General features: G+C 56.5%; 21 protein-coding genes and 3 tRNA genes. 8 read left to right on the top strand and 16 right to left on the bottom strand.

Annotated elements, in window-relative coordinates; genetic code table 11:
* Positions 1-55 precede the first annotated feature (55 nt).
* From ACWHWP_RS02390 to nnr, 10 genes are all read right to left on the bottom strand, one after another.
* Positions 56-253 carry a DUF2065 domain-containing protein gene (locus ACWHWP_RS02390; RefSeq protein ID WP_003855996.1) on the bottom strand — a complete coding sequence of 66 codons (198 nt, stop codon included), beginning with the start codon at positions 251-253 and terminating at the stop codon, positions 56-58.
* A gap of 71 nt (positions 254-324) precedes the next feature.
* Complete coding sequence (gene hflC / locus ACWHWP_RS02385) at positions 325-1329, bottom strand: protease modulator HflC (RefSeq protein ID WP_059311860.1); 1005 nt, start codon at positions 1327-1329, stop codon at positions 325-327.
* 2 nt (positions 1330-1331) lie between these two features.
* Positions 1332-2591 (bottom strand): FtsH protease activity modulator HflK, encoded by a 1260-nt coding sequence (gene hflK, locus ACWHWP_RS02380; RefSeq protein ID WP_047346123.1) that lies wholly within the window; start codon positions 2589-2591, stop codon positions 1332-1334.
* A 56-nt stretch (positions 2592-2647) separates the two neighbouring features.
* Positions 2648-3928 (bottom strand): ribosome rescue GTPase HflX, encoded by a 1281-nt coding sequence (gene hflX, locus ACWHWP_RS02375; protein ID WP_047346122.1) that lies wholly within the window; start codon positions 3926-3928, stop codon positions 2648-2650.
* 74 nt (positions 3929-4002) lie between these two features.
* On the bottom strand, positions 4003-4314 hold the full coding sequence (gene hfq, locus ACWHWP_RS02370; RefSeq protein WP_047346121.1) for an RNA chaperone Hfq: 312 nt from the start codon (positions 4312-4314) through the stop codon (positions 4003-4005).
* A gap of 85 nt (positions 4315-4399) precedes the next feature.
* Positions 4400-5350, bottom strand: a complete 951-nt coding sequence (gene miaA, locus ACWHWP_RS02365) for a tRNA (adenosine(37)-N6)-dimethylallyltransferase MiaA (protein ID WP_059311858.1) — start codon at positions 5348-5350, stop codon at positions 4400-4402.
* Positions 5343-7187, bottom strand: coding sequence for a DNA mismatch repair endonuclease MutL (gene mutL, locus ACWHWP_RS02360; RefSeq protein WP_063430453.1), 1845 nt, complete (start codon positions 7185-7187; stop codon positions 5343-5345). The genes miaA and mutL overlap by 8 nt, the downstream gene beginning before the upstream one ends.
* 9 nt (positions 7188-7196) lie before the next feature.
* A complete protein-coding gene (amiB, locus tag ACWHWP_RS02355) occupies positions 7197-8537 on the bottom strand; it encodes an N-acetylmuramoyl-L-alanine amidase AmiB (protein ID WP_252000893.1) in 1341 nt (446 codons plus the stop codon).
* A 16-nt stretch (positions 8538-8553) separates the two neighbouring features.
* Positions 8554-9015 (bottom strand): tRNA (adenosine(37)-N6)-threonylcarbamoyltransferase complex ATPase subunit type 1 TsaE, encoded by a 462-nt coding sequence (gene tsaE, locus ACWHWP_RS02350; RefSeq protein ID WP_047346117.1) that lies wholly within the window; start codon positions 9013-9015, stop codon positions 8554-8556.
* A complete protein-coding gene (gene nnr / locus ACWHWP_RS02345; RefSeq protein ID WP_447854989.1) occupies positions 9008-10531 on the bottom strand; it encodes a bifunctional ADP-dependent NAD(P)H-hydrate dehydratase/NAD(P)H-hydrate epimerase in 1524 nt (507 codons plus the stop codon). The genes tsaE and nnr overlap by 8 nt, the downstream gene beginning before the upstream one ends.
* Here nnr and queG point away from each other — a divergent pair.
* Complete coding sequence (gene queG / locus ACWHWP_RS02340; protein WP_447854988.1) at positions 10530-11669, top strand: tRNA epoxyqueuosine(34) reductase QueG; 1140 nt, start codon at positions 10530-10532, stop codon at positions 11667-11669. The genes nnr and queG overlap by 2 nt on opposite strands.
* A 270-nt stretch (positions 11670-11939) precedes the next feature.
* Here the strand turns inward: queG and ACWHWP_RS02335 are convergent.
* The 4 genes from ACWHWP_RS02335 to orn form a co-directional block, all read right to left on the bottom strand.
* Positions 11940-12015 (bottom strand) — tRNA-Gly (locus ACWHWP_RS02335).
* Positions 12016-12051: 36 nt separating this feature from the next.
* Positions 12052-12127 (bottom strand) — tRNA-Gly (locus ACWHWP_RS02330).
* A gap of 45 nt (positions 12128-12172) precedes the next feature.
* Positions 12173-12248: transfer RNA gene (locus ACWHWP_RS02325), tRNA-Gly, on the bottom strand.
* A 196-nt stretch (positions 12249-12444) separates the two neighbouring features.
* Positions 12445-12990: an oligoribonuclease gene (gene orn, locus ACWHWP_RS02320; RefSeq protein ID WP_008502926.1), complete on the bottom strand. Its 546-nt coding sequence runs from the start codon at positions 12988-12990 to the stop codon at positions 12445-12447.
* Positions 12991-13097: 107 nt separating this feature from the next.
* Here orn and rsgA point away from each other — a divergent pair, with 107 nt between their 5' ends.
* The 3 genes from rsgA (at position 13098) to mscM (ending at position 18559) form a co-directional block, all read left to right on the top strand.
* A complete protein-coding gene (gene rsgA / locus ACWHWP_RS02315) occupies positions 13098-14150 on the top strand; it encodes a small ribosomal subunit biogenesis GTPase RsgA (protein ID WP_010427739.1) in 1053 nt (350 codons plus the stop codon).
* A gap of 97 nt (positions 14151-14247) precedes the next feature.
* Positions 14248-15216 (top strand): archaetidylserine decarboxylase, encoded by a 969-nt coding sequence (gene asd, locus ACWHWP_RS02310; protein WP_063957348.1) that lies wholly within the window; start codon positions 14248-14250, stop codon positions 15214-15216.
* A 19-nt stretch (positions 15217-15235) separates the two neighbouring features.
* On the top strand, positions 15236-18559 hold the full coding sequence (gene mscM, locus ACWHWP_RS02305) for a miniconductance mechanosensitive channel MscM (protein WP_059311851.1): 3324 nt from the start codon (positions 15236-15238) through the stop codon (positions 18557-18559).
* Between the two features lie 44 nt (positions 18560-18603).
* Here the strand turns inward: mscM and epmA are convergent, their stop codons facing one another.
* Positions 18604-19581 carry an elongation factor P--(R)-beta-lysine ligase gene (gene epmA / locus ACWHWP_RS02300; protein WP_447854987.1) on the bottom strand — a complete coding sequence of 326 codons (978 nt, stop codon included), beginning with the start codon at positions 19579-19581 and terminating at the stop codon, positions 18604-18606.
* Positions 19582-19891: 310 nt separating this feature from the next.
* Here epmA and frdA point away from each other — a divergent pair, with 310 nt between their 5' ends.
* Genes frdA through frdD form a run of 4 tightly spaced genes read left to right on the top strand, consistent with a single transcriptional unit; the run spans position 19892 to position 23185 of the window.
* Positions 19892-21682: a fumarate reductase (quinol) flavoprotein subunit gene (frdA, locus tag ACWHWP_RS02295; protein ID WP_045909546.1), complete on the top strand. Its 1791-nt coding sequence runs from the start codon at positions 19892-19894 to the stop codon at positions 21680-21682.
* Complete coding sequence (gene frdB, locus ACWHWP_RS02290; RefSeq protein ID WP_447854986.1) at positions 21675-22409, top strand: fumarate reductase iron-sulfur protein; 735 nt, start codon at positions 21675-21677, stop codon at positions 22407-22409. Before frdA ends, frdB begins: the two co-directional genes overlap by 8 nt.
* A gap of 10 nt (positions 22410-22419) precedes the next feature.
* A complete protein-coding gene (gene frdC / locus ACWHWP_RS02285; RefSeq protein ID WP_063430441.1) occupies positions 22420-22815 on the top strand; it encodes a fumarate reductase subunit FrdC in 396 nt (131 codons plus the stop codon).
* 10 nt (positions 22816-22825) lie between these two features.
* On the top strand, positions 22826-23185 hold the full coding sequence (frdD, locus tag ACWHWP_RS02280; RefSeq protein ID WP_000609653.1) for a fumarate reductase subunit FrdD: 360 nt from the start codon (positions 22826-22828) through the stop codon (positions 23183-23185).
* Between the two features lie 29 nt (positions 23186-23214).
* Here frdD and ampR read toward each other — a convergent pair whose 3' ends face one another.
* Positions 23215-24090, bottom strand: a complete 876-nt coding sequence (gene ampR / locus ACWHWP_RS02275) for a LysR family transcriptional regulator AmpR (protein ID WP_059311848.1) — start codon at positions 24088-24090, stop codon at positions 23215-23217.
* Positions 24091-24183: the final 93 nt, after the last annotated feature.

Genomic DNA, 24183 nt, shown 5'->3' with positions numbered 1-24183 from the left:
TCAGATATACAGCACTTTTTGACCTCAAAGCACGCCAAATCCGACCACTTTTTGATCAGCCAATCGTTTTCCTCAACATGTAGTAGATAACGATGCCAGCAACCACAAGACCGCCGCCAAAACGACGCAAAATATTATCCGGAAGTTGGCTCATTGTGGCGATCATACGACGCCACGCGCGCGGATAAAGCATCGGACCCAGTCCTTCCAGGACTAAAACGAGCGCCAGTGCCAGCCAGATCGTTGAATTCATTTTTAATCCTTATAAAAGAAAACCACCGCTCCGTTGGGAGCGGTGGTTTGAATACTCAAACGAGCCTGAGTTTATCGCGTTGCGTTAGTCGGCGTCTTCATATAACGGAAGAAATCGCTGTCCGGGCTGAGCACCATCACATCCTGGTTGCTCTGGAAGCTATTCTCATAGGCGCGCAGGCTACGGATAAAGGCGTAGAAGTCGGGATCCTGGCTGAAGGCATCAGCGAACAGCTTCGCGGCTTCCGCATCACCTTCACCGCGCAGAATACGGCCCTGACGCTCAGATTCTGCCAGCGTCTTGGTGACTTCGTAATCCGCTGCGGCACGCAGCTTCTCAGCCTCTTCCTGACCCTGTGAACGGTGACGACGGGCGACCGCTTCACGCTCGGCGCGCATACGGTTGTAAATCGCCTCGGACACTTCCACCGGCAGGTTGATCTGCTTGATACGCACGTCAACCACTTCGATACCCAGCGCGGCCATACTGTTCGGGTTGATCACCGGCACTTTGCCGTTGGTTTCAGCCTGAACGCGTTCTGCCGCTTTGGCAATCGCATCATCTGCAGCCGGCGTTGAGACTTCGTCTTCCGTGCCCGCTGTACCGGAGTTCAGCGCATCACGCACTTCCAGCGTCAGACGACCGCGGGAGTCGGTGACGATATCTTTCACATCCAGACGACCAATCTCAGAGCGCAGACGGTCAGAGAACTTACGTTTCAACAACACTTCCGCCTGAGAAACGTCGCCGCCGCCTGTCGCCAGGAAGTAACGGCTGAAATCACTGATGCGCCATTTGATATAGGAATCAACGATCAGGTCTTTCTTCTCTTTCGTTACGAAACGGTCGGCCTGGTTATCCATCGTCTGGATACGCGCATCGAGCGTTTTCACCGACTGAATGAACGGCACCTTGAAGTGCAGACCCGGCTCATAAATCACCGGACGCTTGTCACCGTCACGGACGACGCTGCTGAACTGGAATTTGATCCCACGCTCGCCTTCTTTCACCACAAAGATCGAGGTATACAGCACGACCAGTACGATGACGATGATCGCAATAACTGACTTACGCATCCTTATTCCCCCTGACGCTGGTAGTCGTTACGCTGCGCGTTAGCACGGCGTTGGTCCATAATGTCACCATCGTTCGAAGAAGGCGTTGTGTTCGCGCTGGCGCTGCCTGAAGAGGCTGGTGGCAGACGCAGTAGGTTATTCGCACCGCTGGTGTCTTTCGCAGCTGGTGCAGAACCGCCTTTCAGCATCTGATCCAACGGCAGCACCATCAGGTTTCCACCTTTGCTGTCGTTAACCAGCACTTTACGCGTGTGGCTGAGCACTTTTTCCATGGTCTCGATATAGAGACGCTCGCGGGTAATTTCCGGAGCCGCTTTATATTCCGGCAGGATCTTCGCGAAACGCGCCACTTCACCCTGGGCTTCCAGGATGGTCTGGGTCTTGTACGCGCGCGCTTCCTCAAGAATACGCTGCGCCTGACCGTTAGCACGCGGCTGAACTTCGTTGGTGTACGCTTCCGCTTCACGGATGTACTGCTGTTCGTTTTCACGGGCAGCAATCGCGTCATCAAACGCGGCTTTCACCTCTTCCGGCGGACGAGCGGCCTGGAAGTTAACGTCCAGCAGGGTAATACCCATGTTGTACGGACGAATGGTCTCTTCCAGCTCACGCTGGGTATCGCTACGAATAACGGTACGACCTTCGGTCAGAATACGGTCCATGGTGTATTTACCGATCACCCCGCGCAGGGCGCTATCGGTCGCCTGGCGCAGACTGTCATCGGCGCTGGTCACGCTAAACAGATAACGTTCAGGATCGGTAACACGGTACTGCACGTTCATCTCAACGCGCACCACGTTCTCATCAGACGTCAGCATCACACCCGATGCCGCCAGTTCACGGACAGATTCCACGTTTACCGCGGTCACGTCGTCAATGAAGGTCGGCTTCCAGTTCAGGCCCGGCTCAACCAGATGGCTGAACTTACCAAAACGCGTAACGACGCCGCGTTCCGCTTCTTTAATGGTGTAGAACCCGGTAGCAGCCCAGATGATTACCACGGCAGCGGCAACAATGCCCACCACGCGGCCACCCATTTGCGGGCGCGGCCCCTGGGTGGAATTTCCACCTGAGCCAGAGCCTTTACCTCCGCCAAGACCACCAAGCTTCTTGCTTAGCTTGCGGAAGATATCATCCAGATCCGGCGGCCCCTGCTCGCGACCACCTTTGTTGCCATTTCCCCCAGAGTTGCCGCCTTGATTATTGCTGCTTCCCCACGGGTCGCGGTCCTGTCCGTTATTACCGGGCTGATTCCACGCCATGTATATGCTCCATATTTGTTATGCAAGGGCGAATTATTCAGGCATCCCCTTTCTGATCAGACGATATAGTCGACCAGCGCAGGTTCTTGTTTACAGAGGCGACGCCAGTCAACGATCGGCATACGCACCTGCATCCCCACGCTGCCGTCATCCTCCATCCACTCTTTTTCTATCGCCTGAAGCTGATAAAACCGGCTGCGCAGCCTGCCTTCCTGTGGCGGCAATCGCAGCGTGTGCTGGGCTACCTCACCGGAAAGACGTTCTGTCAAAGCCTGGAAAAGCAGTGGCACACCAATACCGGACTGGGCAGAAAGCCAGACCCGAATCGGTTTGTTCTCTTCATCTCGGTCGATACGCGGCTCGAAATCCTCCAGCATATCGATCTTGTTCATCACCAACAGAGTTGGGATCTCGTGGGCGTCGATCTCTTCGAGCACCACGTTTACCGCGTCGATGTTCTCCTGCACGCGGACGTCTGCAGCGTCAATCACGTGTACCAGCAGGGTCGCCTGTCGCGTCTCCTGCAGGGTCGCTTTAAACGCCGCGACCAGGTCATGCGGCAGATGGCGGATAAACCCTACGGTATCCGCCAGCACCGTCTCACCGACGTCCGCAACGTCGATACGACGCAGCGTTGGGTCCAGGGTCGCAAACAGCTGGTCTGCGGCATACACCTGGGCCTCAGTAATCTGGTTAAACAGGGTGGACTTACCGGCGTTGGTATACCCCACCAGCGACACCGTCGGGATGTCGGCTTTTGAGCGCGCGCGGCGCCCTTGCTCACGCTGTTTCTCAACGCGTTCCAGACGTGAGAGGATCTGGGTAATACGGCCACGCAGCAAACGACGGTCGGTTTCGAGCTGGGTCTCACCCGGACCGCGCAAACCAATCCCGCCTTTCTGTCTTTCAAGGTGGGTCCAGCCACGCACAAGCCGCGTCGCCAGATGGCGCAACTGCGCCAGCTCAACCTGCAGCTTACCTTCGTGGGTACGTGCACGCTGAGCAAAAATATCTAAAATCAAACCCGTGCGATCGATAACACGGCATTCGCAAAGACGTTCCAGGTTACGTTCCTGAGCCGGAGACAGCGCATGGTCAAACAGCACGACTGACGCGCCGGTTGCTTTTACGGCATCCGCAATTTCAACTGCTTTACCTTCACCAACAAAATACTTTGGGTGCGGCGCTTTACGGCTACCGGTAATCACCTGCATTGCTTCGACACCGGCGGAAGAGACCAGAGATTCAAACTCCTGGAGGTCTTCCATATCTTTGTCTTGCGAAAAATAGATGTGTACCAGCACCGCCTGCTCACCGGCATCATAACGGTCAAACAAGCGTAAAATCCTCAAAAAAGATCAGCGGGGAACGCAGGATCGCTGGCTCCCCGTGTGGATAACAGCGCGAAACCTTACTCGGTGTCTTCGCTGTCCTGCGCTGGCGTAGAAGAGCCCTGCGCGTTGCTGCCATGATGGTAGTTACTACCAGTGCCGCCGCCAGCGTTATTGCTGTGATGAGAGACCGGACGAGACGGAACAACAGTAGAAATAGCGTGCTTGTAAACCATCTGGCTGACCGTGTTTTTCAACAGGATCACAAACTGATCGAAAGACTCAATCTGACCTTGCAGCTTAATACCATTCACCAAATAAATAGAAACTGGAACACGTTCCCGACGCAATGCGTTCAGGAACGGATCTTGTAAAGATTGCCCCTTAGCCATTCTATCTTTTCCTTATATGCTTGTTTTGTACTTAGAACCTTGCGATTCTGAAAAATTGCGCACGATACGACTCAATTGTACACATTCAGTGAGCGATATCACCAACAACCTCAATCACTTCGTTTAACGCCTGTTGTGGTTTTTCACTGTCTAACCAGTGAACCCCCTCCCAACCGCGCAACCAGGTGATCTGGCGCTTCGCTAACTGTCTCGTGGCGCAAACACCTCGATAAACCATTTCATCGTATGAAATCTCACCTTCAAGATACGACCACATCTGGCGGTATCCCACACAACGAATGGAAGGCATGTCCGTATGCAAATCTCCACGGGCAAATAGCGCCCGCACTTCTGCTTCAAAATCTGAAGCTAACATCTGATGAAAACGCTGCTCAATTCGCTGATGGAGCAGTTCACGGCTCGCCGGGGCGATGGCGAACTGATGCACCTGATACGGCAGAGCGTCTCCTGACGTTTGCGTCAGTTCCGTTAAAGTTTTACCCGAAATGAAAAAAACTTCCAGTGCCCGGGAAAGCCTTTGCGGATCATTTGGATGGATTCGCGCTGCCGCAACCGGGTCAATCTCCGCCAGTTGCTTATGCAAAACGTCCCAACCCTGCTCTGCCGCCTGCTGCTCAATTTTTGCTCTTACTTCCGGGTCCGCTGATGGCAGAGGAGAAAGCCCCTCCAGCAACGCCTTGAAATAGAGCATGGTTCCGCCAACCAACAGCGGTATACGTCCCGCCGCCGTTATCTCGGCCATCTCGGCTAAGGCATCCCGGCGGAAATCCGCTGCGGAGTAGGCCTGAGCCGGGTCGAGAATATCCAGCAAACGGTGCGGTGCCGCGCGCAGCTCTTCTGCGTCAGGCTTCGCCGTGCCGATGTCCATCCCTCGGTAGATGAGGGCGGAGTCGACGCTAATCAACTCTACAGGCAAAACTTTACGCAACTCAATGGCTAGCGCCGTTTTGCCAGAGGCCGTTGGGCCCATTAAAAAAATTGCCTTAGGCAGGCTCGCCTTACTTACGTCAATCATGTTTCAGGGCGTTCATCGCCGTTTGTAAATCAACAGGTTGTAATAATCCACCCGGCGGTGTCTTCACCAGATGCGGACAGAGGCGTTCCACCTCCGCCAGCACGCTAATGGCCTGTGCCATACTCCACGGCGCGTGTTCGCTTGCCAGGTGGCGGGCGATCCACTGCGCGGTGTTAGCGGCATCAAACGACGTTTGCTGCGCCAGGTAGCCTATCAGTTCAGGAATCAAGTTTTGTAAATTTTGTTGGCGTAAGGGTAAAGGCACTGCACGAATTGTCACATGTTGTGGTTCGAGCACCATTTCTATACCCATTTGCGCCAGCTGCGGCTCGGCGCGCTGCAACACCCTTGTTTCATCAGGGGATATTTTCAGACGAACCGGAATTAACAGCGGCTGCGCACAGGCGGCATTTTCGCCAGGCGTGAGCTGCACCTGTTTGAGCCAGCGTTCAGCGACCGGCAGTGCCAGAAGCATCAACTTACCGTCACGTTCAAGCAGCGCCATATCCGGCGCAATAATCGTCAGTACGCGGCCAAAACTCTGGCTGTGACCGTCCAGCGACGGCGGCGATACCGGGATGGGCTCTTTACGCTCCACGGCCGGCGTTTCCAGCAGTTTGCGATACAACGTCCCCTGCTGCTTTTGATAGCCAGGCTGGGCATTCGGATAGTTCGCTCCCGTCGGGCGCGGTGCGGCCCCTGCCGAGGAGAAACGCGGGGCTTCCGGCTCACGCGCGGCAGCAGGCTCAGCAAAATGGTTACGGCCCGCAGCGACGCGGTTTTCCGGGAACGGGCGCGGCGCAGGCTCTGCGTTTTCCAGCGGCAACGTGGCGTCAACCCGCTGTTGCAGCACGCTCAGCACGCCCTGATAGATAAAATCATGCACCAGCCGCGACTGGTGGAACCGCACTTCATGCTTGGCGGGATGAACGTTCACATCGACCTGATGCGGGTCGATCTCCAGATACAGCACGAAAGCGGGTTGCTGATCGGCCCCGAGCTTGTCTTCGCAGGCCTGGCGAATGGCGTGGTTAATAAGACGGTCGCGCATCATGCGTCCGTTCACGTAGCAATACTGAATCTCCGCGAACGCCGCGCTGCTGGCGTTCGGGTCAGCCACCCATCCGCGCAGCGCCAGATCGCCATGCCGCCACTCAATGGCCAGCGCCTGTTCCAGGAACGGCGTACCGCAGATTGCCCCCAAACGACGCTCTTTCTGCCCACCTTCTGCCACCGCGCGATACTGGCGCATCACCTTGCCGTTGTGGCTGAGGTTAATGGTGACATCGAAACGCGCCAGCGCGATGCGACGTATGATCTCGTCGATATGGCCGAATTCGGTTTTTTCGGTACGCATAAACTTGCGTCGGGCGGGAGTGTTGTAGAAAAGATCCAGGACTTCCAGCGTCGTACCGACAGGATGCGCCGCGGGTTTGACCGTCACATCCATATCGCGCCCTTCGGCGTAAGCCTGCCAGGCTTCCTGCTGTTCAGCGGTGCGGGAGGTCAGCGTTAAGCGCGAAACCGAGCTGATACTGGCCAGCGCTTCACCGCGAAAACCGAGGCTAATGATTGCTTCCAGGTCATCCAGAGAGGCAATTTTGCTGGTGGCGTGGCGCGCCAGCGCCAGCGCCAGCTCGTCTTTTTTAATACCGCACCCGTTGTCGCGAATGCGAATAAGCTTCGCACCGCCGCGTTCGATATCAATATCGATGCGGGTCGCGCCCGCATCAAGGCTGTTTTCCACCAGCTCCTTCACCACCGACGCAGGGCGTTCCACCACCTCGCCGGCGGCGATTTGGTTCGCAAGCTGCGGCGGTAGAACCTGAATCGGCATGAATTCTCCTTAGTTTGTCGCTGTCATCTCGCCCGGCAGCGCGGCACTGGCCGTCTGGGCTGCTCCGCCCTGCGGCGCGGACTGCAGAGGATGCGCCTCAAAATATTTGCGCAAGCCGTTATAAATCGCTTCGGCAATTTGTTGCTGATAGCTGTCGCTGCCCAACAAACGCTCTTCACTGTTATTGCTGATAAATCCCGTTTCCACGAGGATCGATGGAATATCCGGCGAACGCAGAACTCCCAGGCTCGCATGCTCCGGACGGCGCTTGTGCAATGCCCCGATGCCCTGCAGCTGGTTCAGTACGTTGGTGGCGACATCATACCCGACGCGCTGGGAATGACCGAACTGTAAATCCAGCACCGCCTGGCTGAGATACGGGTCAGACTGGCTGTTAGCCAGCACATCACCCGCACCGCCCAGCAGTTCAGACTGTTTCTCATGCTCTTCAAGCCAGTTTGCCATTTCGCTGTTGGCGCGACGGTTCGACAGCACCCAAACCGAGGCGCCGGTCGCGCTACGATTCGGTGCGGCATCCGCATGGATGGAGACCAGGAAGTTTGCGTTTTGCTTACGCGCCACGTCCGAGCGTCCCATTACGGAGATAAAGTAATCCCCGTCGCGGGTTAACACGCCTTTAAACATCGGATCGTCGTTTAACAGCGCCCTGAGCTTGCGGGCCACCGCGATTGTGACGTTTTTCTCCCGCGTGCCGCCCGGGCCAATCGCCCCCGGATCTTCCCCGCCGTGACCCGCATCAATAGCGATAATCACCTTGTCGCCGCTGACCGTCGCGCGTCGCGCGCTGGCCGCCGGACGCGTCACCGTATTGCTGCTGGTTGCCGCCGTAATGCGATCGTTCTGCGATTTAAACGGATTACGCGCAGGTTCAGAAGGACGCGGCGTATACACCGGTTCTTCCACGCGCTTCGCGACGACCGGCGGCGGTGGAGGCGGTGGCGGCGCGTCGGCATTGATCGTAAAGACCACCGTATAGTTCGCCCCGTTTTGCTGCTTCACCGCCTTCGTTTTACCCTTTTCGGTCAGATCGACCACCAGGCGTAACGACTGGCTATCCTGCGGCGTTCCCGAACGGATGCTTTTCACCAGGTTGTTACCGCTGAAGCGCAGCGGCAGCCCCTGGATCACGCCCGTCTGTTTGATATCCAGCGCCACGCTGTGGCTGTCTGGCTGTGAGAACGAATATTCAGGATCGCCCATAAAGCTGAACGTGATCCGGGCCTGGCTTTCGCCGTTTGATACCTGAATATCTGAGAGGTTTGCGGCCCCGGCCTGCGCGCACAGCAGCACCGTGGCAGCCAACAACCAACCTTTAACGCGATTTATCATCCCGTCATCCCTACGCTTAACCGGCCAGACGGGCCAGTAAGGAACTGCCTGATGAGGAAACTGCACTGATGCGTGCCTCACGCCCTTGTGCCTGGTAATCTAAGTGAATTTCGACATCCGGGTCAGGCAACACACCCGCACCTTGTTGCGGCCACTCCACCAGGCAGATGGCATCATTGGCAAAATAATCACGGATCCCCATAAATTCCAGCTCCTCAGGATCCGCAAGGCGGTATAAATCGAAGTGGTACACCATAAGATTTTCAAGGGTGTACGGTTCTACCAGCGTGTAGGTTGGGCTTTTCACATTCCCGTTATGCCCTAACGCCTGCAAAAAACCCCGGCTGAAGGTGGTTTTACCCGCACCTAAATCACCATACAGATAAATGACGGTTGCCCCCTGACAGGCCTGCGCCACGCGCTTCCCGAGTTCTAAAGTGGCTTGTTCATCAGGTAAAAGAATCGCTCGATTAGTCATTTTCTACGTCAATCACATCCGGGTTAACAACACGCCGCAGCGTGCAAAAGAGATCGGTGGCCAGCATACCGCGTGTACCGTAACGCGCAGCCAGTGTATCTGCCGCGGCGCCGTGGGCCACGCAGCCCGCACAGGCTGCATCATAAAGGGGAAGTTTCTGTCCAAGCAACGCGCCAATGATACCGGAAAGCACGTCGCCCATTCCGCCACTCGCCATGCCCACATTTCCGGCATCAATAATGCCCTGTGCCTCATCGCTGGCGACAACGGTTCCTGCCCCTTTCAAAACAGCAACACCTCCGTAACGTTTTACCAGACGCTGAGCAGAAAGTAAGCGATCGCTTTCAATTTCTGCCACGCTGCAGTTAAGCAGCCGCGCGGCTTCGCCGGGGTGTGGCGTCAGAATGCGATTGTGACGCTTATCCGGATTGATTGCCAGAAGGTTCAGCGCGTCGGCATCCCACAGCATCGGTTTACGAAAATTCTCGACCTTTTGCAGGGCCTGTTTACCCCACGCCTGCTGCCCTAGCCCAGGCCCAATGACGACCACATCCGCCCATTCAAGGCTTTCCTCAAGGGTCGGAAGCGTAAGCTCATGGACCATCAGTTCCGGTCGGGCGGTGATTATGGGCGCAATATTCTCAGTGCGAGTGAGTACTCGCACTAAACCGGCCCCGCTTCGCAATGCCGCTTCACCGGCCATGCGGATAGCGCCCGCCGTGCCCTGGTCACCGCCAACAATCACCAGCTTGCCGTGATCGCCTTTGTGGGACGTCGGACGTCGGGGCGGAAGCCACTCGGCAAGCTGCGACGCATCAAACCGCGCGAAGTGCGTATCCTGCCCGGCCAGCCAGCTCTCAAGCCCCAGCGCAGCGTGGTGCAACGCGCCGACCACATCCCGCGCTTTGCCGGTCAGTAAACCCGGCTTCAGGGCGATGAAGGTTACCGTATGCGCAGCCTGAATCACCGCGCCCGGCGTCGCCCCCGTTTGTGCTACCAGGCCCGACGGAATATCCAGCGCGACCACCGGCGCGGAATGCCTGTTAGCGCGTGCAATGAGCGCGGCAATGTTCTCGCGAGGCGCGCTGCGCAGGCCGGTGCCGAGCAGGCCATCAACAATCAGATCAACATCCTCTGGCCAGACGATATCAGCCGCGTGAATCACACCGCCTGCATTCAGCCATGCGTCTCGCGCCGCGCTGGCCTCCTCCGGCAGCGGCTTATCACTCTCAAGAGCCAGTAACGTAACGCGCAGACCTGCTGCAACCGCAAGACGGGCAACGACGTAGCCGTCTCCGCCGTTATTGCCGTGCCCGCATAACACCAGCCAGTGAACGGCCTGCGGGTACGCGCCGCCGGCAACGTTAAACGCCGCCTCTCCTGCGCGCTGCATCAGTTCATAAAGGGTGATGCCGAGACTGTCCGCAGCCTCTTTTTCGGCATGCCGGAGCGCGTCCGCATGCCAGATGGAATGTGGTATACTTGCGGGGTTTTTCTTCACCGTATGGTCCGTCATGTCACAGCCCCTCGATCTCAATCAGTTAGCGCAAAAAATTAAACAGTGGGGTGCTGAGCTCGGCTTCCAGAAAGTGGGTATTACCGATACCGACCTCTCCGCCAGCGAGCCGAAACTGCAGGACTGGCTGGATAAACAATACCACGGCGAAATGGAATGGATGGCGCGTCATGGCATGATGCGCGCCCGTCCACACGAGCTTTTGCCGGGCACGTTACGCGTCATCAGCGTGCGCATGAACTACCTGCCCGCCAACGCGGCCTTTGCGCGCACGCTAAAAAACCCCTCTCTGGGTTACGTCAGCCGGTACGCCCTGGGGCGTGATTACCATAAGCTCTTGCGTAACCGCTTAAAAAAACTCGGGGAAACTATTCAGCAGCACTGTGTTTCGCTGAATTTTAGACCCTTTGTCGACTCTGCGCCCATTCTTGAGCGCCCGATCGCTGAAAAAGCCGGGCTTGGCTGGACAGGTAAGCACTCACTTATCCTTAGCCGCGACGCCGGATCGTTCTTCTTCCTGGGTGAACTGCTGATTGATTTACCGCTGCCGGTAGACGGCCCGGTAGAGGAAGGCTGCGGACGCTGCGTGGCCTGCATGACCATCTGTCCGACGGGTGCCATCGTTGAGCCCTATTCCGTTGATGCACGACGCTGTATCTCTTACCTCACCATCGAACTGGAAGGGGCGATCCCTGAAGAATTTCGACCGCTTATCGGAAACCGGATCTACGGCTGTGACGACTGCCAGCTCATTTGCCCGTGGAACCGCTATTCGCAGCTCACGGATGAAGAGGATTTCAGCCCGCGTAAGGCGCTGCATGCGCCGCAGCTCATTGAACTGTTCGCCTGGACCGAAGCCTGGTTCCTGAAAGTGACGGAAGGTTCGGCCATTCGCCGCATCGGTCATCTGCGCTGGCTGCGTAATGTTGCCGTTGCGCTGGGGAATGCTCCGTGGGAGGAAGCGAATATCCGGGCGCTTGAAAGCCGCAGAGGTGAGCACCCACTTCTTGATGAACACATAGAATGGGCGATTGCGCAGCAAATCGAGAAGCGTAATGCCTGCGTGGTGGAGGTGCAGCTACCGAAGAAACAGCGTCTGGTGAGAGTGATAGAGAAAGGGCTTACGCGGGATGCCTGAACTATTCACAGCCTGTGAATAAAATTACAAACTCAAGCGCTATCTGGGCTTGAGAAGAGATCAAGTGATCTCGATAACATTTTGAAATGAAAATTTATACTTAAAATACAAGGAAATACAAAGATACTATTCACCCTGCTAAGTTTTGGTCCTGTTCCGCTAAAGCGCAGTTTCTGTGGATAACTCTGTTTACAAGAGTATTTCAGATGCAATAGAAAACGTCCCCAGTGAATCTTTTCGCTGTGGATATTTTATAGATAAAGAAGAATTTGGAGCGGGAAACGAGACTCGAACTCGCGACCCCGACCTTGGCAAGGTCGTGCTCTACCAACTGAGCTATTCCCGCTTGGGTGGTCCGTGCTGTGGAAGCACTTTCAAATTTTGGAGCGGGAAACGAGACTCGAACTCGCGACCCCGACCTTGGCAAGGTCGTGCTCTACCAACTGAGCTATTCCCGCTTGGGTGTTCTGGTGCTGTGCGTATCTTACGATACTTTCAAATTTTGGAGCGGGAAACGAGACTCGAACTCGCGACCCCGACCTTGGCAAGGTCGTGCTCTACCAACTGAGCTATTCCCGCAAATCTGCACTGCTTTTGTTGCTGTCGTAACGTGTAATTCTCTGTCGTTACGGGAGGCGCATTATACGAGAAATCCGTTTAGCTGCAACCCCCCTTAAAGCGATTTTTTCGAAATTCAGTTCAAGTGCTTATTTAATCGGCAAGCTGCACAATTTAGCGTCAAACTTACGCTCACGCAAGGCACCTGGTCGCAAAATCACAGCTTAATAAAGTTTTCGCGGTAGTACGAAAGCTCCGCCACGGACTCACGGATATCGTCCATTGCCTGGTGCGTCCCCTGCTTTTTAAAGCCATCCAGGATTTCAGGTTTCCAGCGGCGCGCCAGCTCTTTCAGGGTGCTGACATCCAGATAACGATAATGGAAGTAAGACTCCAGCTCCGGCATATACTTAAACAGGAAACGGCGATCCTGGCCGATGCTATTACCGCAGATAGGTGATTTGCCTGCCGGAACCCACTGTTTCAGGAACTCAAGCGTCGCCAGTTCCGCCTCGCGGTCACCCATGGTGCTTGCCTTCACGCGTTCCACCAGACCACTGCCGGTGTGGGTACGCACGTTCCACTCATCCATCAGCGCAAGCTGATCGTCTGACTGATGCACCGCAATCGTTGGTCCTTCCGCCAGGATATTCAGGTTGGCATCGGTGACCAGCGTTGCAATTTCAATAATGCGATCGCGCTCGGGATCCAGCCCGGTCATTTCAAGATCGATCCAAATCAGGTTGTTTTCATCCGCGCTCATGTTATTTTCCACCCTTCTCGCATAACCAGCAGTAGCAGGTTAACTAGTATTAATTAGAGTGTATCATAGAGGTTTTGCCCATCATGGGCGACCAGGAGCCAGCGCGATTGAGTAAAAATAAACTCTCCAAAGGGCAGCAGCGCCGCGTAAACGCCAATCACCAGCGCCGTCTTAAAACCACTTCGGAGAAGCCGGATTATGACGACAACCTGTTTGGCGAAGCGACAGAAGGCGTCGTAATCAGCCGCTTTGGTATGCATGCCGATGTCGAATCCGCCGACGGGGATATACACCGTTGTAATATCCGCCGCACCATCCGTTCACTTGTTACCGGCGATCGCGTGGTCTGGCGTCCGGGTAAAGAAGCCGCTGAAGGCGTAACGGTGAAGGGTATCGTTGAAGCCGTGCACGAACGCACGTCGGTGCTCACCCGTCCAGATTTCTACGACGGGGTTAAGCCTATTGCCGCCAATATCAACCAGATCGTTATCGTTTCGGCGATTTTACCCGAGCTCTCGCTCAATATTATCGACCGTTATCTCGTCGCGTGTGAAACGCTGCAGGTTGAACCTATCATCGTGCTGAATAAAATCGATCTGCTGGATGACGACGGCATGGCCTTCGTGAATGAGCAGATGGATATCTACCGCAAAATTGGTTATCGCGTGCTGATGGTCTCCAGCCACACTAAAGATGGCCTTAAGCCGTTAGAAGAGGCATTGACCGACCGTATCAGCATCTTTGCGGGCCAGTCCGGCGTGGGTAAATCAAGCCTGCTGAATAATCTGCTCGGCCTCCAGCAAGAGATCCTGACTAACGATGTGTCCAACGTCTCGGGCCTGGGGCAGCACACCACCACCGCCTCGCGTCTGTATCACTTCCCACACGGCGGCGACGTGATCGACTCCCCTGGCGTGCGTGAGTTCGGCTTGTGGCATCTCGAGCCGGAACAAATCTTCAACGGGTTTGTCGAATTCCATGACTATTTAGGCGCTTGCAAATACCGCGACTGTAAACACGATAACGACCCGGGCTGCGCTATCCGTGAAGCGGTTGAGAACGGTGAAATTGCGGAAACTCGCTTTGAGAACTACCACCGTATTCTTGAGAGCATGGAAGACGTAAAAACGCGTAAAAACTTTTCTGATTCTGATAACTGACAACTAAGCTAAGCATCGCTAAAATCGTCCCCTTTTTTCAGGTTCCGGCGGCTTAACGCCGGATCAGGAACGACAAAACAATGGCCTGGAGGCTACCTTGTTAAACGCATTTAAACTTTCGCTTCAATACATTCTGCCAAAACTGTGGCTCACTCGCCTGGCGGGCTGGGGCGCAAGCAAACGCGCGGGCTGGCTGACCAAACTGGTCATCGACCTTTTCGTAAAATATTACAAGGTCGATATGAAAGAGGCGCAGAAGCCGGACACCGCCAGCTACCGCACCTTCAACGAATTCTTCGTGCGCCCGCTGCGTGACGAAGTTCGCCCGCTGAACACCGACCCTAACGTCCTTGTGATGCCAGCAGACGGCGTAATTAGCCAGTTGGGTGATATCGAAGACGACAAAATCCTGCAGGCGAAAGGCCATAACTACAGCCTGGAAGCGCTGCTGGCGGGTAACTACCTGATGGCGGATCTGTTCCGTAACGGTACGTTTGCCACCACCTATCTGTCACCGCGCGACTACCACCGCGTGCACATGCCGTGTAACGGTATCCTGCGCGAGATGATCTACGTCCCGGGCGACCTGTTCTCCGTCAACCACCTGACCGCGCAGAACGTTCCGAACCTGTTTGCCCGTAACGAGCGCGTCATTTGCCTGTTTGATACTGAATTTGGCCCAATGGCGCAGATTCTGGTGGGTGCGACCATTGTAGGCAGCATCGAAACCGTCTGGGCTGGCACCATCACCCCACCTCGCGAAGGCGTGATCAAGCGCTGGACCTGGCCTGCCGGTGAAGCGGAAGGCTCTGTGGCCCTGCTGAAAGGTCAGGAGATGGGTCGCTTTAAGCTGGGCTCAACCGTGATCAACCTGTTTGCGCCGGGCAAAGTGAAGCTGGCTGAACAGCTCGAAAGTCTGTCAGTCACTAAGCTGGGCCAGCCTCTGGCAATCTCTACCGAAACCTTCGTGACGCCGAATGCAGAACCGGCACCGCTGCCGCAGGAAGAGATTATCGCCGAGCACGACGCCAGCCCGCTGGTTGACGACAAGAAAGACGAAGGCTAACAACAGAAGGATCGCTGACGTGCGCCCGATTATCGTTCTACTGATGGCCTGGTGCCTCAGCATGGGGGCGTACGCAGCGACAGCCCCCGACGCCAAACAGATAACTCAGGAGCTGGAGCAGGCAAAAGCGGCAAAACCCGCTCAGCCTGAGACCGTTGAGTCACTCCAGTCCGCGCTGAACGCGCTTGAAGAGCGCAAAGGCTCTCTTGAGCGCGCTCAGCAATATCAGCAGGTTATCGACAACTTCCCCAAACTCTCGCAGACGCTGCGCGCGCAGCTCAATAATTTGCGAGATGAACCGCGCGACGTGCCCGCGGGCATGACCTCCGACGCCCTGAACCAGGAGATCCTGCAGGTCAGCAGCCAGCTTCTGGAAAAGAGCCGACTTGCCCAGCAGGAGCAGGAGCGAGCGCGTGAAATTGCCGACTCCCTCAGCCAGCTTCCGCAACAGCAAACCGACGCCCGCCGCCAGCTTAATGAAGTTGAGCGTCGCGTTGGCACGCAAAGCGGCAATACGCCACAGGCTCAGGCACAAAATCTGGGCCTGCAGGCAGAATCTGCTCGCCTGAAGGCCCTTGTCGATGAGCTGGAGCTGGCGCAGCTCTCCGCCAATAACCGTCAGGAGCTGTCGCGGATGCGCTCTGAACTCGCGCAAAAGCAGAGCGAGCAGCTGGACGCGTATCTTCAGGCCCTGCGCAACCAGCTCAACAGCCAGCGCCAGCGTGAAGCGGAGCGCGCCCTGGAAAGTACCGAACTGCTGGCGGAAAACAGCGATAACCTGCCTGCCGGCATCGTTCAACAGTTTAAGGTCAACCGCGAGCTTTCTGCCGCCCTGAATCAGCAGGCGCAGCGTATGGATCTGGTTGCCTCGCAGCAGCGTCAGGCCACCAACCAAACCCTTCAGGTTCGTCAGGCGCTCAATACCCTGCGCGAACAGTCCCAGTGGCTGGGGTCATCAAATCTGCTGGGTGAGGCGTTACGCGCGCAGGTCGCCCGTCTGCCGGAAATGCCGAAGCCGCAACAGCTCGATACCGAGATGGCCCAGCTGCGCGTTCAGCGCCTGCACTTTGAAGACCTTCTCAATAAACAGCCGCAAATCCGCCAGATCCGTCAGGCTGATGGACAGTCCCTGACCAGCGAGCAAAACCGCATTCTGGAAGCCCAGCTGCGCACCCAGCGTGAACTGCTGAACTCTCTGCTGCAGGGCGGAGATACGTTGATTCTGGAGCTGACCAAGCTGAAGGTTTCTAACAGCCAGCTGGAAGATGCGCTGAAAGAGGTGAACGAGGCAACGCACCGTTATCTCTTCTGGACGTCCGACGTGCGTCCGATGACCTTCTCGTGGCCGATTGATATTGTCCAGGACCTGCGCCGCCTGATTTCGCTGGACACCGTCAGCCAGCTGGGACAGGCCAGCGTGATGATGCTCACCAGCAAAGAGACCATTTTCCCACTGCTGGGAGCATTGATTCTGGTGGGCTGTAGCATTTACTCGCGCAGACATTTCACCCGTTTCCTGGAACGCTCCAGCTCCCGGGTGGGGAAAGTCACCCAGGATCACTTCTGGCTGACGTTGCGTACCGTATTCTGGTCGATTCTTGTTGCCTCCCCGCTGCCCGTGCTGTGGATGACGCTGGGCTATGGCCTGCGGGAAGCCTGGCCCTATCCGCTCGCGGTAGCGATTGGCGATGGCGTCACCGCCACGGTTCCCCTGCTGTGGGTGGTGATGATCTGCGCTACGTTCGCGCGGCCCAATGGCCTGTTTATCGCCCACTTTGGCTGGCCGCGTAACCGCGTTGCGCGCGCCATGCGTTACTACCTGATGAGCATCGGACTGATTGTGCCGCTGATTATGGCGTTGATCATGTTCGATAATCTCAACGACCGGGAGTTCTCAGGCTCGCTGGGCCGCCTCTGCTTTATGCTGATTTGCGGGGCGCTGGCCATCGTGACGCTCAGCCTGAAGCGCGCCGGTATACCTCTTTATCTTGATAAATCCGGTAGCGGCGACAACATGTTCAACCGGCTACTCTGGAACCTGCTGCTTAGCGCGCCGTTGATTGCGATGCTGGCAGCCGCGGTGGGTTACCTGGCAACCGCGCAGGCGCTGCTGGCGCGACTGGAAACCTCAGTGGCAATCTGGTTCCTGCTTCTGGTGGTGTACCACGTGATCCGCCGCTGGATGTTGATTCAGCGGCGCCGCCTGGCGTTTGACCGTGCCAAGCATCGCCGGGCAGAGATCCTCGCCCAGCGTGCGCGGGGTGAGGAAGAGCCAAACCATGTCAACAGTACGGAAGGCACGACGGAAGCGGACGAGGTCGAACTGGATCTGGATGCCATCAGTACCCAGTCCCTGCGTCTGGTTCGCTCCATCCTGATGCTGATTGCCCTCCTGTCGGTCATCTTCCTGTGGTCGGAGATCCATTCCGCATTTGGCTTCCTGGAGAACATCTCACTGTGGGACGTGACGTCCACGGTGCAGGGGGTTGAAAGCCTGGAGCCGATTACCTTAGGGGCGGTGCTGATTGCTATTCTGGTGTTGATCATCACCACGCAACTGGTGCGCAACTTCCCGGCGCTGCTGGAGCTGGCGCTGCTGCAGCATCTGGATTTAACTCCGGGGACGGGATATGCGATTACGACCATTACCAAATACCTGATCATGCTGTTCGGCGGGCTGGTTGGCTTCTCGATGATCGGTATTGAGTGGTCGAAACTGCAGTGGCTGGTGGCGGCACTCGGTGTCGGGCTAGGTTTTGGCTTACAGGAGATTTTCGCCAACTTCATCTCGGGCCTGATCATTCTGTTCGAAAAACCGATCCGTATTGGCGATACCGTAACGATCCGCGATCTGACCGGCAGCATCACGAAGATCAACACCCGCGCGACAACGATCAGCGACTGGGATCGCAAAGAGATCATCGTGCCGAACAAGGCGTTTATTACCGAGCAGTTCATCAACTGGTCGCTGTCCGACTCCGTTACCCGCGTGGTGCTGACGGTACCAGCGCCGTCGGACGCCAACAGCGAAGAGGTTACCCAGATCCTCTACACCGCCGCAGAACGCTGCTCGCTGGTGATCGATAACCCGGCACCGGAAGTGTTCCTGGTCGATTTGCAGCAGGGGATCCAGATTTTCGAACTGCGTATTTACGCCGCCGAAATGGGGCACCGTATGCCGCTGCGTCATGAGATCCACCAGCTGATTCTGGCGGGCTTCCGCGAGCACGGTATCGATATGCCGTTCCCACCGTTCCAGATGCGTCTGGAAAGCCTGGACGGGCGTAAAACGGGAAGAACGTTGACGTCAGCGGCGCGTACGCGCCCGGCGGGAAGTCTGTAAGATAAGCGGGGCAACCCTCTCCCACGGGAGAGGGTTAACTGCCGTCAGGCGCGATCGACGGTAAACGCAATCACATCGCCCAGCTGTTCTGCGCCCAGGGCCAGCATTACCAGACGATCCACACCCAGCGCTACGCCGGAGCAATCCGGCAGACCCGCTTTTAAGGCTTCAAGCAGGTTGGTATCAATAGGCTGCTGCGGAAGGCCGCGCGAAGCGCGCTTGCGGTTATCCTGCTCGAAACGTTGCTGCTGCTCGCGGGCGTCAGTCAGTTCGTGGAAGCCATTCGCCAGCTCAATGCCTTTGTAATAGACCTCAAAACGCTCTGCCACGCGGTGGTCTTCAGTGCTGATCTGCGCCAGTGAGGCCTGGCTTGCCGGGAAGTGATAGACAAACGTCGGACGGTCTTTGCCAATCTGCGGTTCAACGCCAAAGGTGAACAGCAGCTGCAGCAGCGTGTCGCGATCTTCTTCGGTATCCGCCACGTTGCTCAGATCCAGCTTTGCCGCCACTTCGCGCAGCTGAGGCTTGTCCGCAGATAACGGATCGATTTCAAGATAGCGCTGGAAAACCTGCTGATAGGAGAGCGTTTCCGCTTCCGGGCACTCCAGGACCTGCTGCAGCAGATCGTCCACCTCATTCATCAGACGGTACATATCATAATGCGGGCGGTACCACTCCAGCATGGTGAATTCCGGATTGTGGTGACGGCCCATCTCTTCATTGCGGAAGCTGCGGCACAGCTGATACACCGGGCCACATCCCGCCGCCAGCAGGCGTTTCATGTGATATTCCGGGCTGGTCATCAGATACAAATTCATACCCTGAGAGTGGCCAGGGCCAACAAAACGGGTTTCAAACGGGACCAGATGAATATCCGTTACCGTTGCCTGACTCATGCACGGCGTTTCCACCTCCAGGACTCCGCGGTCGGCAAAGAAACGGCGGATCTCCGCCATAATTGCTGCGCGTTTTAACAGATTTGGGATGGATGCGCTCGGCTGCCAGGTGGCCGTTTCGCTCATGAGTTGTTCTCCGATTTCATACAAGGGCACGAAGTCTACTCGTTAGCAGTGGCGGAGACAAATTTTGCGCAGTAAAAAAGCGCATTTCATTTAGGTAAGCAATTACGTGACGTAATTCATCAATCCTCATGATAAATCGCCGGACAGAACAGCAAAAAAATCGAACACGTCAAATTTCCCTGCCATCTACACGGTTATACTGTTTTACCCATAAAGGAGCAGTGGAAACGCTTTCGCAATCGTCCTTTTGGACGGGTGAACTACCTTTAGTTTGTCGCGTTGCGAAATAACAAAAATCTGGAGGAATGTCGTGCAAACTTTTCAGGCCGATCTTGCCGTAATAGGCGCTGGCGGGGCTGGATTACGTGCTGCGATTGCTGCAGCGCAGGCTAATCCCAACGCTAAAATCGCATTGATTTCAAAAGTCTACCCAATGCGCAGCCACACGGTGGCAGCAGAAGGAGGGTCCGCCGCCGTTGCGCAGGATCATGACAGCTTTGAATACCATTTCCACGACACGGTTGCAGGGGGCGACTGGCTTTGCGAACAGGATGTCGTTGACTACTTTGTGCACCATTGTCCAACCGAAATGACCCAGCTTGAGCAGTGGGGTTGTCCGTGGAGTCGCCGCCCTGACGGCAGCGTCAACGTTCGCCGCTTCGGCGGAATGAAGATCGAACGTACCTGGTTCGCCGCCGATAAGACCGGCTTCCACATGCTGCACACCCTCTTCCAGACCTCCCTTCAGTTCCCACAAATTCAGCGCTTTGATGAGCATTTCGTCCTCGACATTCTGGTTGATGACGGGCATGCGCGCGGCCTGGTGGCGATGAACATGATGGAAGGTACGCTCGTCCAGATCCGCGCCAATGCGGTGGTCATGGCAACGGGCGGTGCGGGTCGCGTTTATCGTTATAACACCAACGGCGGCATCGTCACCGGTGACGGCATGGGCATGGCGCTCAGCCACGGCGTACCGCTGCGCGATATGGAGTTTGTGCAGTATCACCCAACCGGCCTGCCGGGTTCCGGCATTCTGATGACGGAAGGCTGCCGCGGTGAAGGCGGTATTCTGGTCAACAAAAACGGCTACCGCTATCTGCAGGATTACGGTATGGGTCCGGAAACGCCGCTCGGCGAGCCGAAGAACAAATACATGGAGCTCGGCCCGCGAGACAAAGTGTCTCAGGCCTTCTGGCACGAGTGGCGCAAAGGCAACACCATCTCCACGCCGCGCGGCGACGTGGTCTATCTTGACCTGCGCCACCTCGGCGAGAAGAAACTGCTGGAACGCCTGCCGTTTATCTGCGAGCTGGCAAAAGCTTACGTCGGCGTCGACCCGGTGAAAGAGCCGATTCCGGTACGCCCAACGGCGCACTACACCATGGGCGGGATCGAAACCGACCAGCAGTGTGAAACCCGCATCAAAGGTCTCTTTGCCGTAGGCGAGTGTTCATCCGTGGGTCTGCACGGCGCCAACCGTCTCGGGTCTAACTCACTGGCTGAGCTGGTCGTCTTTGGCCGCATGGCGGGCGAGCGCGCGATGGAGCGTGCGGCTACAGCAGGCGAAGCCAACGGTGCCGCACTGGATGCGCAGGTCGCAGACGTTGAAAAACGCCTGAAAGATCTGGTGAACCAGGAAGGTAACGAGAACTGGTCTAAGATCCGCGACGAGATGGGCCTGTCGATGGAAGAAGGCTGCGGTATCTACCGTACCCCTGAGCTGATGCAGAAAACCGTCGATAAGCTGGCGGAGCTGCAGGAGCGCTTCAAACGCGTACGCATCACCGATACCTCCAGCGTCTTCAACACCGACCTGCTCTATACCATCGAGCTGGGTCACGGCCTGAACGTGGCGGAATGTATGGCGCACTCCGCGCTGGCGCGTAAAGAGTCGCGCGGGGCCCACCAGCGTCTTGACGAAGGCTGCACCGAACGTGACGACGTCAATTTCCTGAAACACACTCTCGCCTGGCGCGATGCGGATGGCACCACGCGTCTGGACTACAGCGACGTGAAAATCACCACGCTACCACCGGCGAAACGCGTGTACGGTGCAGAAGCAGAAGCCGCCGAGAAGAAGGAGAAGGCGAATGGCTGAGATGCAAAAACTGAAAATTGAAGTGGTGCGCTACAACCCGGAGGTGGACACCGCACCGCATAGCGCTTTCTATGAAGTGCCTTATGACGAGCAAACCTCCCTGCTGGATGCGCTCGGCTATATCAAAGACAACCTGGCGCCGGACCTGAGCTACCGCTGGTCCTGCCGCATGGCGATCTGCGGCTCCTGCGGCATGATGGTTAACAAAGTGCCGAAGCTGGCCTGTAAGACCTTCCTGCGCGAGTACACCAAAGGCATCAAGGTTGAAGCGCTGGGCAACTTCCCGATTGAACGCGATCTGGTGGTTGATATGACCCACTTTATCGAAAGCCTGGAAGCCATTAAGCCGTACATTATCGGCAACCCGCGCACGCCGGACCAGGGGCCCAACACCCAGACCCCGGCCCAGATGGCGAAATACCATCAGTTCTCTGGCTGCATCAACTGCGGCCTTTGCTACGCCGCCTGTCCACAGTTTGGCCTGAACCCGGAGTTCATCGGCCCGGCCGCCATTACCCTGGCGCACCGCTATAACGAAGACAGCCGCGACCACGGTAAAAAAGAACGCATGGCGCAGCTTAACAGCCAGAACGGTGTCTGGAGCTGTACATTTGTGGGTTACTGCTCCGAAGTCTGTCCGAAGCACGTCGACCCGGCCGCCGCCATTCAGCAGGGTAAAGTGGAAAGTTCGAAAGACTTTCTTATCGCTACCCTGAAACCACGCTAAGGAGTGCATGATGACGACTAAACGCAAAGCCTATGTGCGGCCAGTGCCGTCCACCTGGTGGAAAAACCTGCCGTTTTATCGCTTCTACATGCTGCGTGAAGGCACGGCGGTACCGGCGGTCTGGTTCAGCCTTGAGCTGATGTACGGTGTCTTTGCCCTCAAGCACGGTCCGGAAACCTGGGCGAGTTTTGTTGGCTTCCTGCAAAACCCGATCGTTATTGTTCTGAACCTGATCGTGCTCGCGGCCGCGCTGCTTCATACCAAAACCTGGTTTGAACTGGCGCCAAAAGCGGCGAACATCATTGTAAAAGGCGAGAAAATGGGGCCAGAGCCGGTCATTAAAGGACTCTGGGTGGTGACGGCTATTGTCACCGTGGTCATTCTGTTTGTCGCACTGTTCTGGTAAGGAGACACCTGTGATCAATCCAAATCCAAAACGTTCCGACGAGCCGGTCTTCTGGGGTCTGTTTGGCGCAGGCGGCATGTGGAGCGCCATCATCGCTCCCGTCATCATCCTGCTGGTCGGCATTATGCTGCCGCTGGGGCTGTTCCCGGGCGATGCGCTGAGCTACGAACGCGTACTGGCATTCGCGAGCAGCTTTATTGGTCGCGTGTTCATCTTCCTGATGATCGTCCTGCCGCTGTGGTGTGGCCTGCACCGTATTCACCATGCGATGCATGACCTGAAAATCCATGTACCGAGCGGTAAATGGGTATTCTACGGTCTGGCGACCATCCTGACCGTGGTCACGCTGATTGCCGTAGTCACTATCTGACGCCTCTGGCCCGCCATCCGGCGGGCCTTTTATTTCTGCATCTTTCCCACCAGCCACTGTGCAAACTCGCGCATTGCAGGCGTTTCTGTCCGCGACTGCAGTCTTGTCAGCCAGTAGCTGCCGAGGTCAATCTGCGTTGCAAACGGCTGCACGATGCGCTCGCTGCTGAGCAGGTGGGTAAACATATCCACGGGCGCGATGGCAATCCCTACGCCTGCCTGGGCGGCTTCCAGCATGGTTACGGACGAATCAAATACCATCACCCGGTGCGTCGGCGAGGGTGGATGTTCACCCGCGGCCTGCATCCACGCGGTCCACTCGTCGCGTCGATAGGAGCGCAGCAGGGTAAACTTCAGGATATCTGCCGGGCTGTTTAGACAGGAGGCAATGTCGGGTCTACAGAGCGGAGCCAGCGGCGCAGGGCAAAGAAATTCAGCATCGGTTCCATGCCACGCACCGCCGCCGTAGCGAATGGTGTAATCAAGCCCTTCGGCAGCCGGGTCGACGCGATTGTTATGGGTGGAAAGCTGAAGATCAATATGTGGATAGCAGCGGCGAAAATCATCCAGCTGCGAAAATAACATCCCCGTTGCGAAAGTGCCCACCACACCTATTTTTAGCTTCTCCTGAGCGCGATGGCTGGCAAAGCGATCCAGCATTCCGGCAATACGGTCGAACGAGTCGTTCAGCACCGGCAGTAAATTTTCACCCTCGGTGGTCAACATCAACCCGCGCGAAACGCGCACGAAGAGCTGACAGTTAAGGTGCTGCTCCAGCGTTTTAACATGCTGGCTAATGGCAGAGTGGGTCACGTTCAGCTCAATGGCCGCATGCGTAAAGCTGAGATGCCTTGCGGCGGCTTCAAAGGCTCGAAGCGAATTAAGCGGGAGATAGCTTCGCGTCATGGTCTATCCGTTAGAAAAATTAACAGCTAATGCTAAATTTAACCGTTTGTCAGCCACAGTCAAATCCCACAGACTACTGCTGTCTGACGGGCC

This window comes from Enterobacter sp. WI-ESBL-E8 (genome assembly GCF_053364895.1).
This window is presented reverse-complemented; position numbering and strand designations above follow the sequence as displayed.

Coding starts and splice junctions, on each gene's coding strand:
- frdB (WP_447854986.1), top strand. CDS start 21,675: ATGGCTGAGATGCAAAAACTGAAAATTGAAGTGGTGCGCTACAACCCG.
- amiB (WP_252000893.1), bottom strand. CDS start 8,537: ATGATAAATCGCGTTAAAGGTTGGTTGTTGGCTGCCACGGTGCTGCTG.
- frdC (WP_063430441.1), top strand. CDS start 22,420: ATGACGACTAAACGCAAAGCCTATGTGCGGCCAGTGCCGTCCACCTGG.
- orn (WP_008502926.1), bottom strand. CDS start 12,990: ATGAGCGCGGATGAAAACAACCTGATTTGGATCGATCTTGAAATGACC.
- nnr (WP_447854989.1), bottom strand. CDS start 10,531: ATGACGGACCATACGGTGAAGAAAAACCCCGCAAGTATACCACATTCC.
- mutL (WP_063430453.1), bottom strand. CDS start 7,187: ATGCCGATTCAGGTTCTACCGCCGCAGCTTGCGAACCAAATCGCCGCC.
- miaA (WP_059311858.1), bottom strand. CDS start 5,350: ATGATTGACGTAAGTAAGGCGAGCCTGCCTAAGGCAATTTTTTTAATG.
- hflK (WP_047346123.1), bottom strand. CDS start 2,591: ATGGCGTGGAATCAGCCCGGTAATAACGGACAGGACCGCGACCCGTGG.
- hflC (WP_059311860.1), bottom strand. CDS start 1,329: ATGCGTAAGTCAGTTATTGCGATCATCGTCATCGTACTGGTCGTGCTG.
- hfq (WP_047346121.1), bottom strand. CDS start 4,314: ATGGCTAAGGGGCAATCTTTACAAGATCCGTTCCTGAACGCATTGCGT.
- queG (WP_447854988.1), top strand. CDS start 10,530: ATGTCACAGCCCCTCGATCTCAATCAGTTAGCGCAAAAAATTAAACAG.
- tsaE (WP_047346117.1), bottom strand. CDS start 9,015: ATGACTAATCGAGCGATTCTTTTACCTGATGAACAAGCCACTTTAGAA.
- ACWHWP_RS02390 (WP_003855996.1), bottom strand. CDS start 253: ATGAATTCAACGATCTGGCTGGCACTGGCGCTCGTTTTAGTCCTGGAA.
- epmA (WP_447854987.1), bottom strand. CDS start 19,581: ATGAGCGAAACGGCCACCTGGCAGCCGAGCGCATCCATCCCAAATCTG.
- ampR (WP_059311848.1), bottom strand. CDS start 24,090: ATGACGCGAAGCTATCTCCCGCTTAATTCGCTTCGAGCCTTTGAAGCC.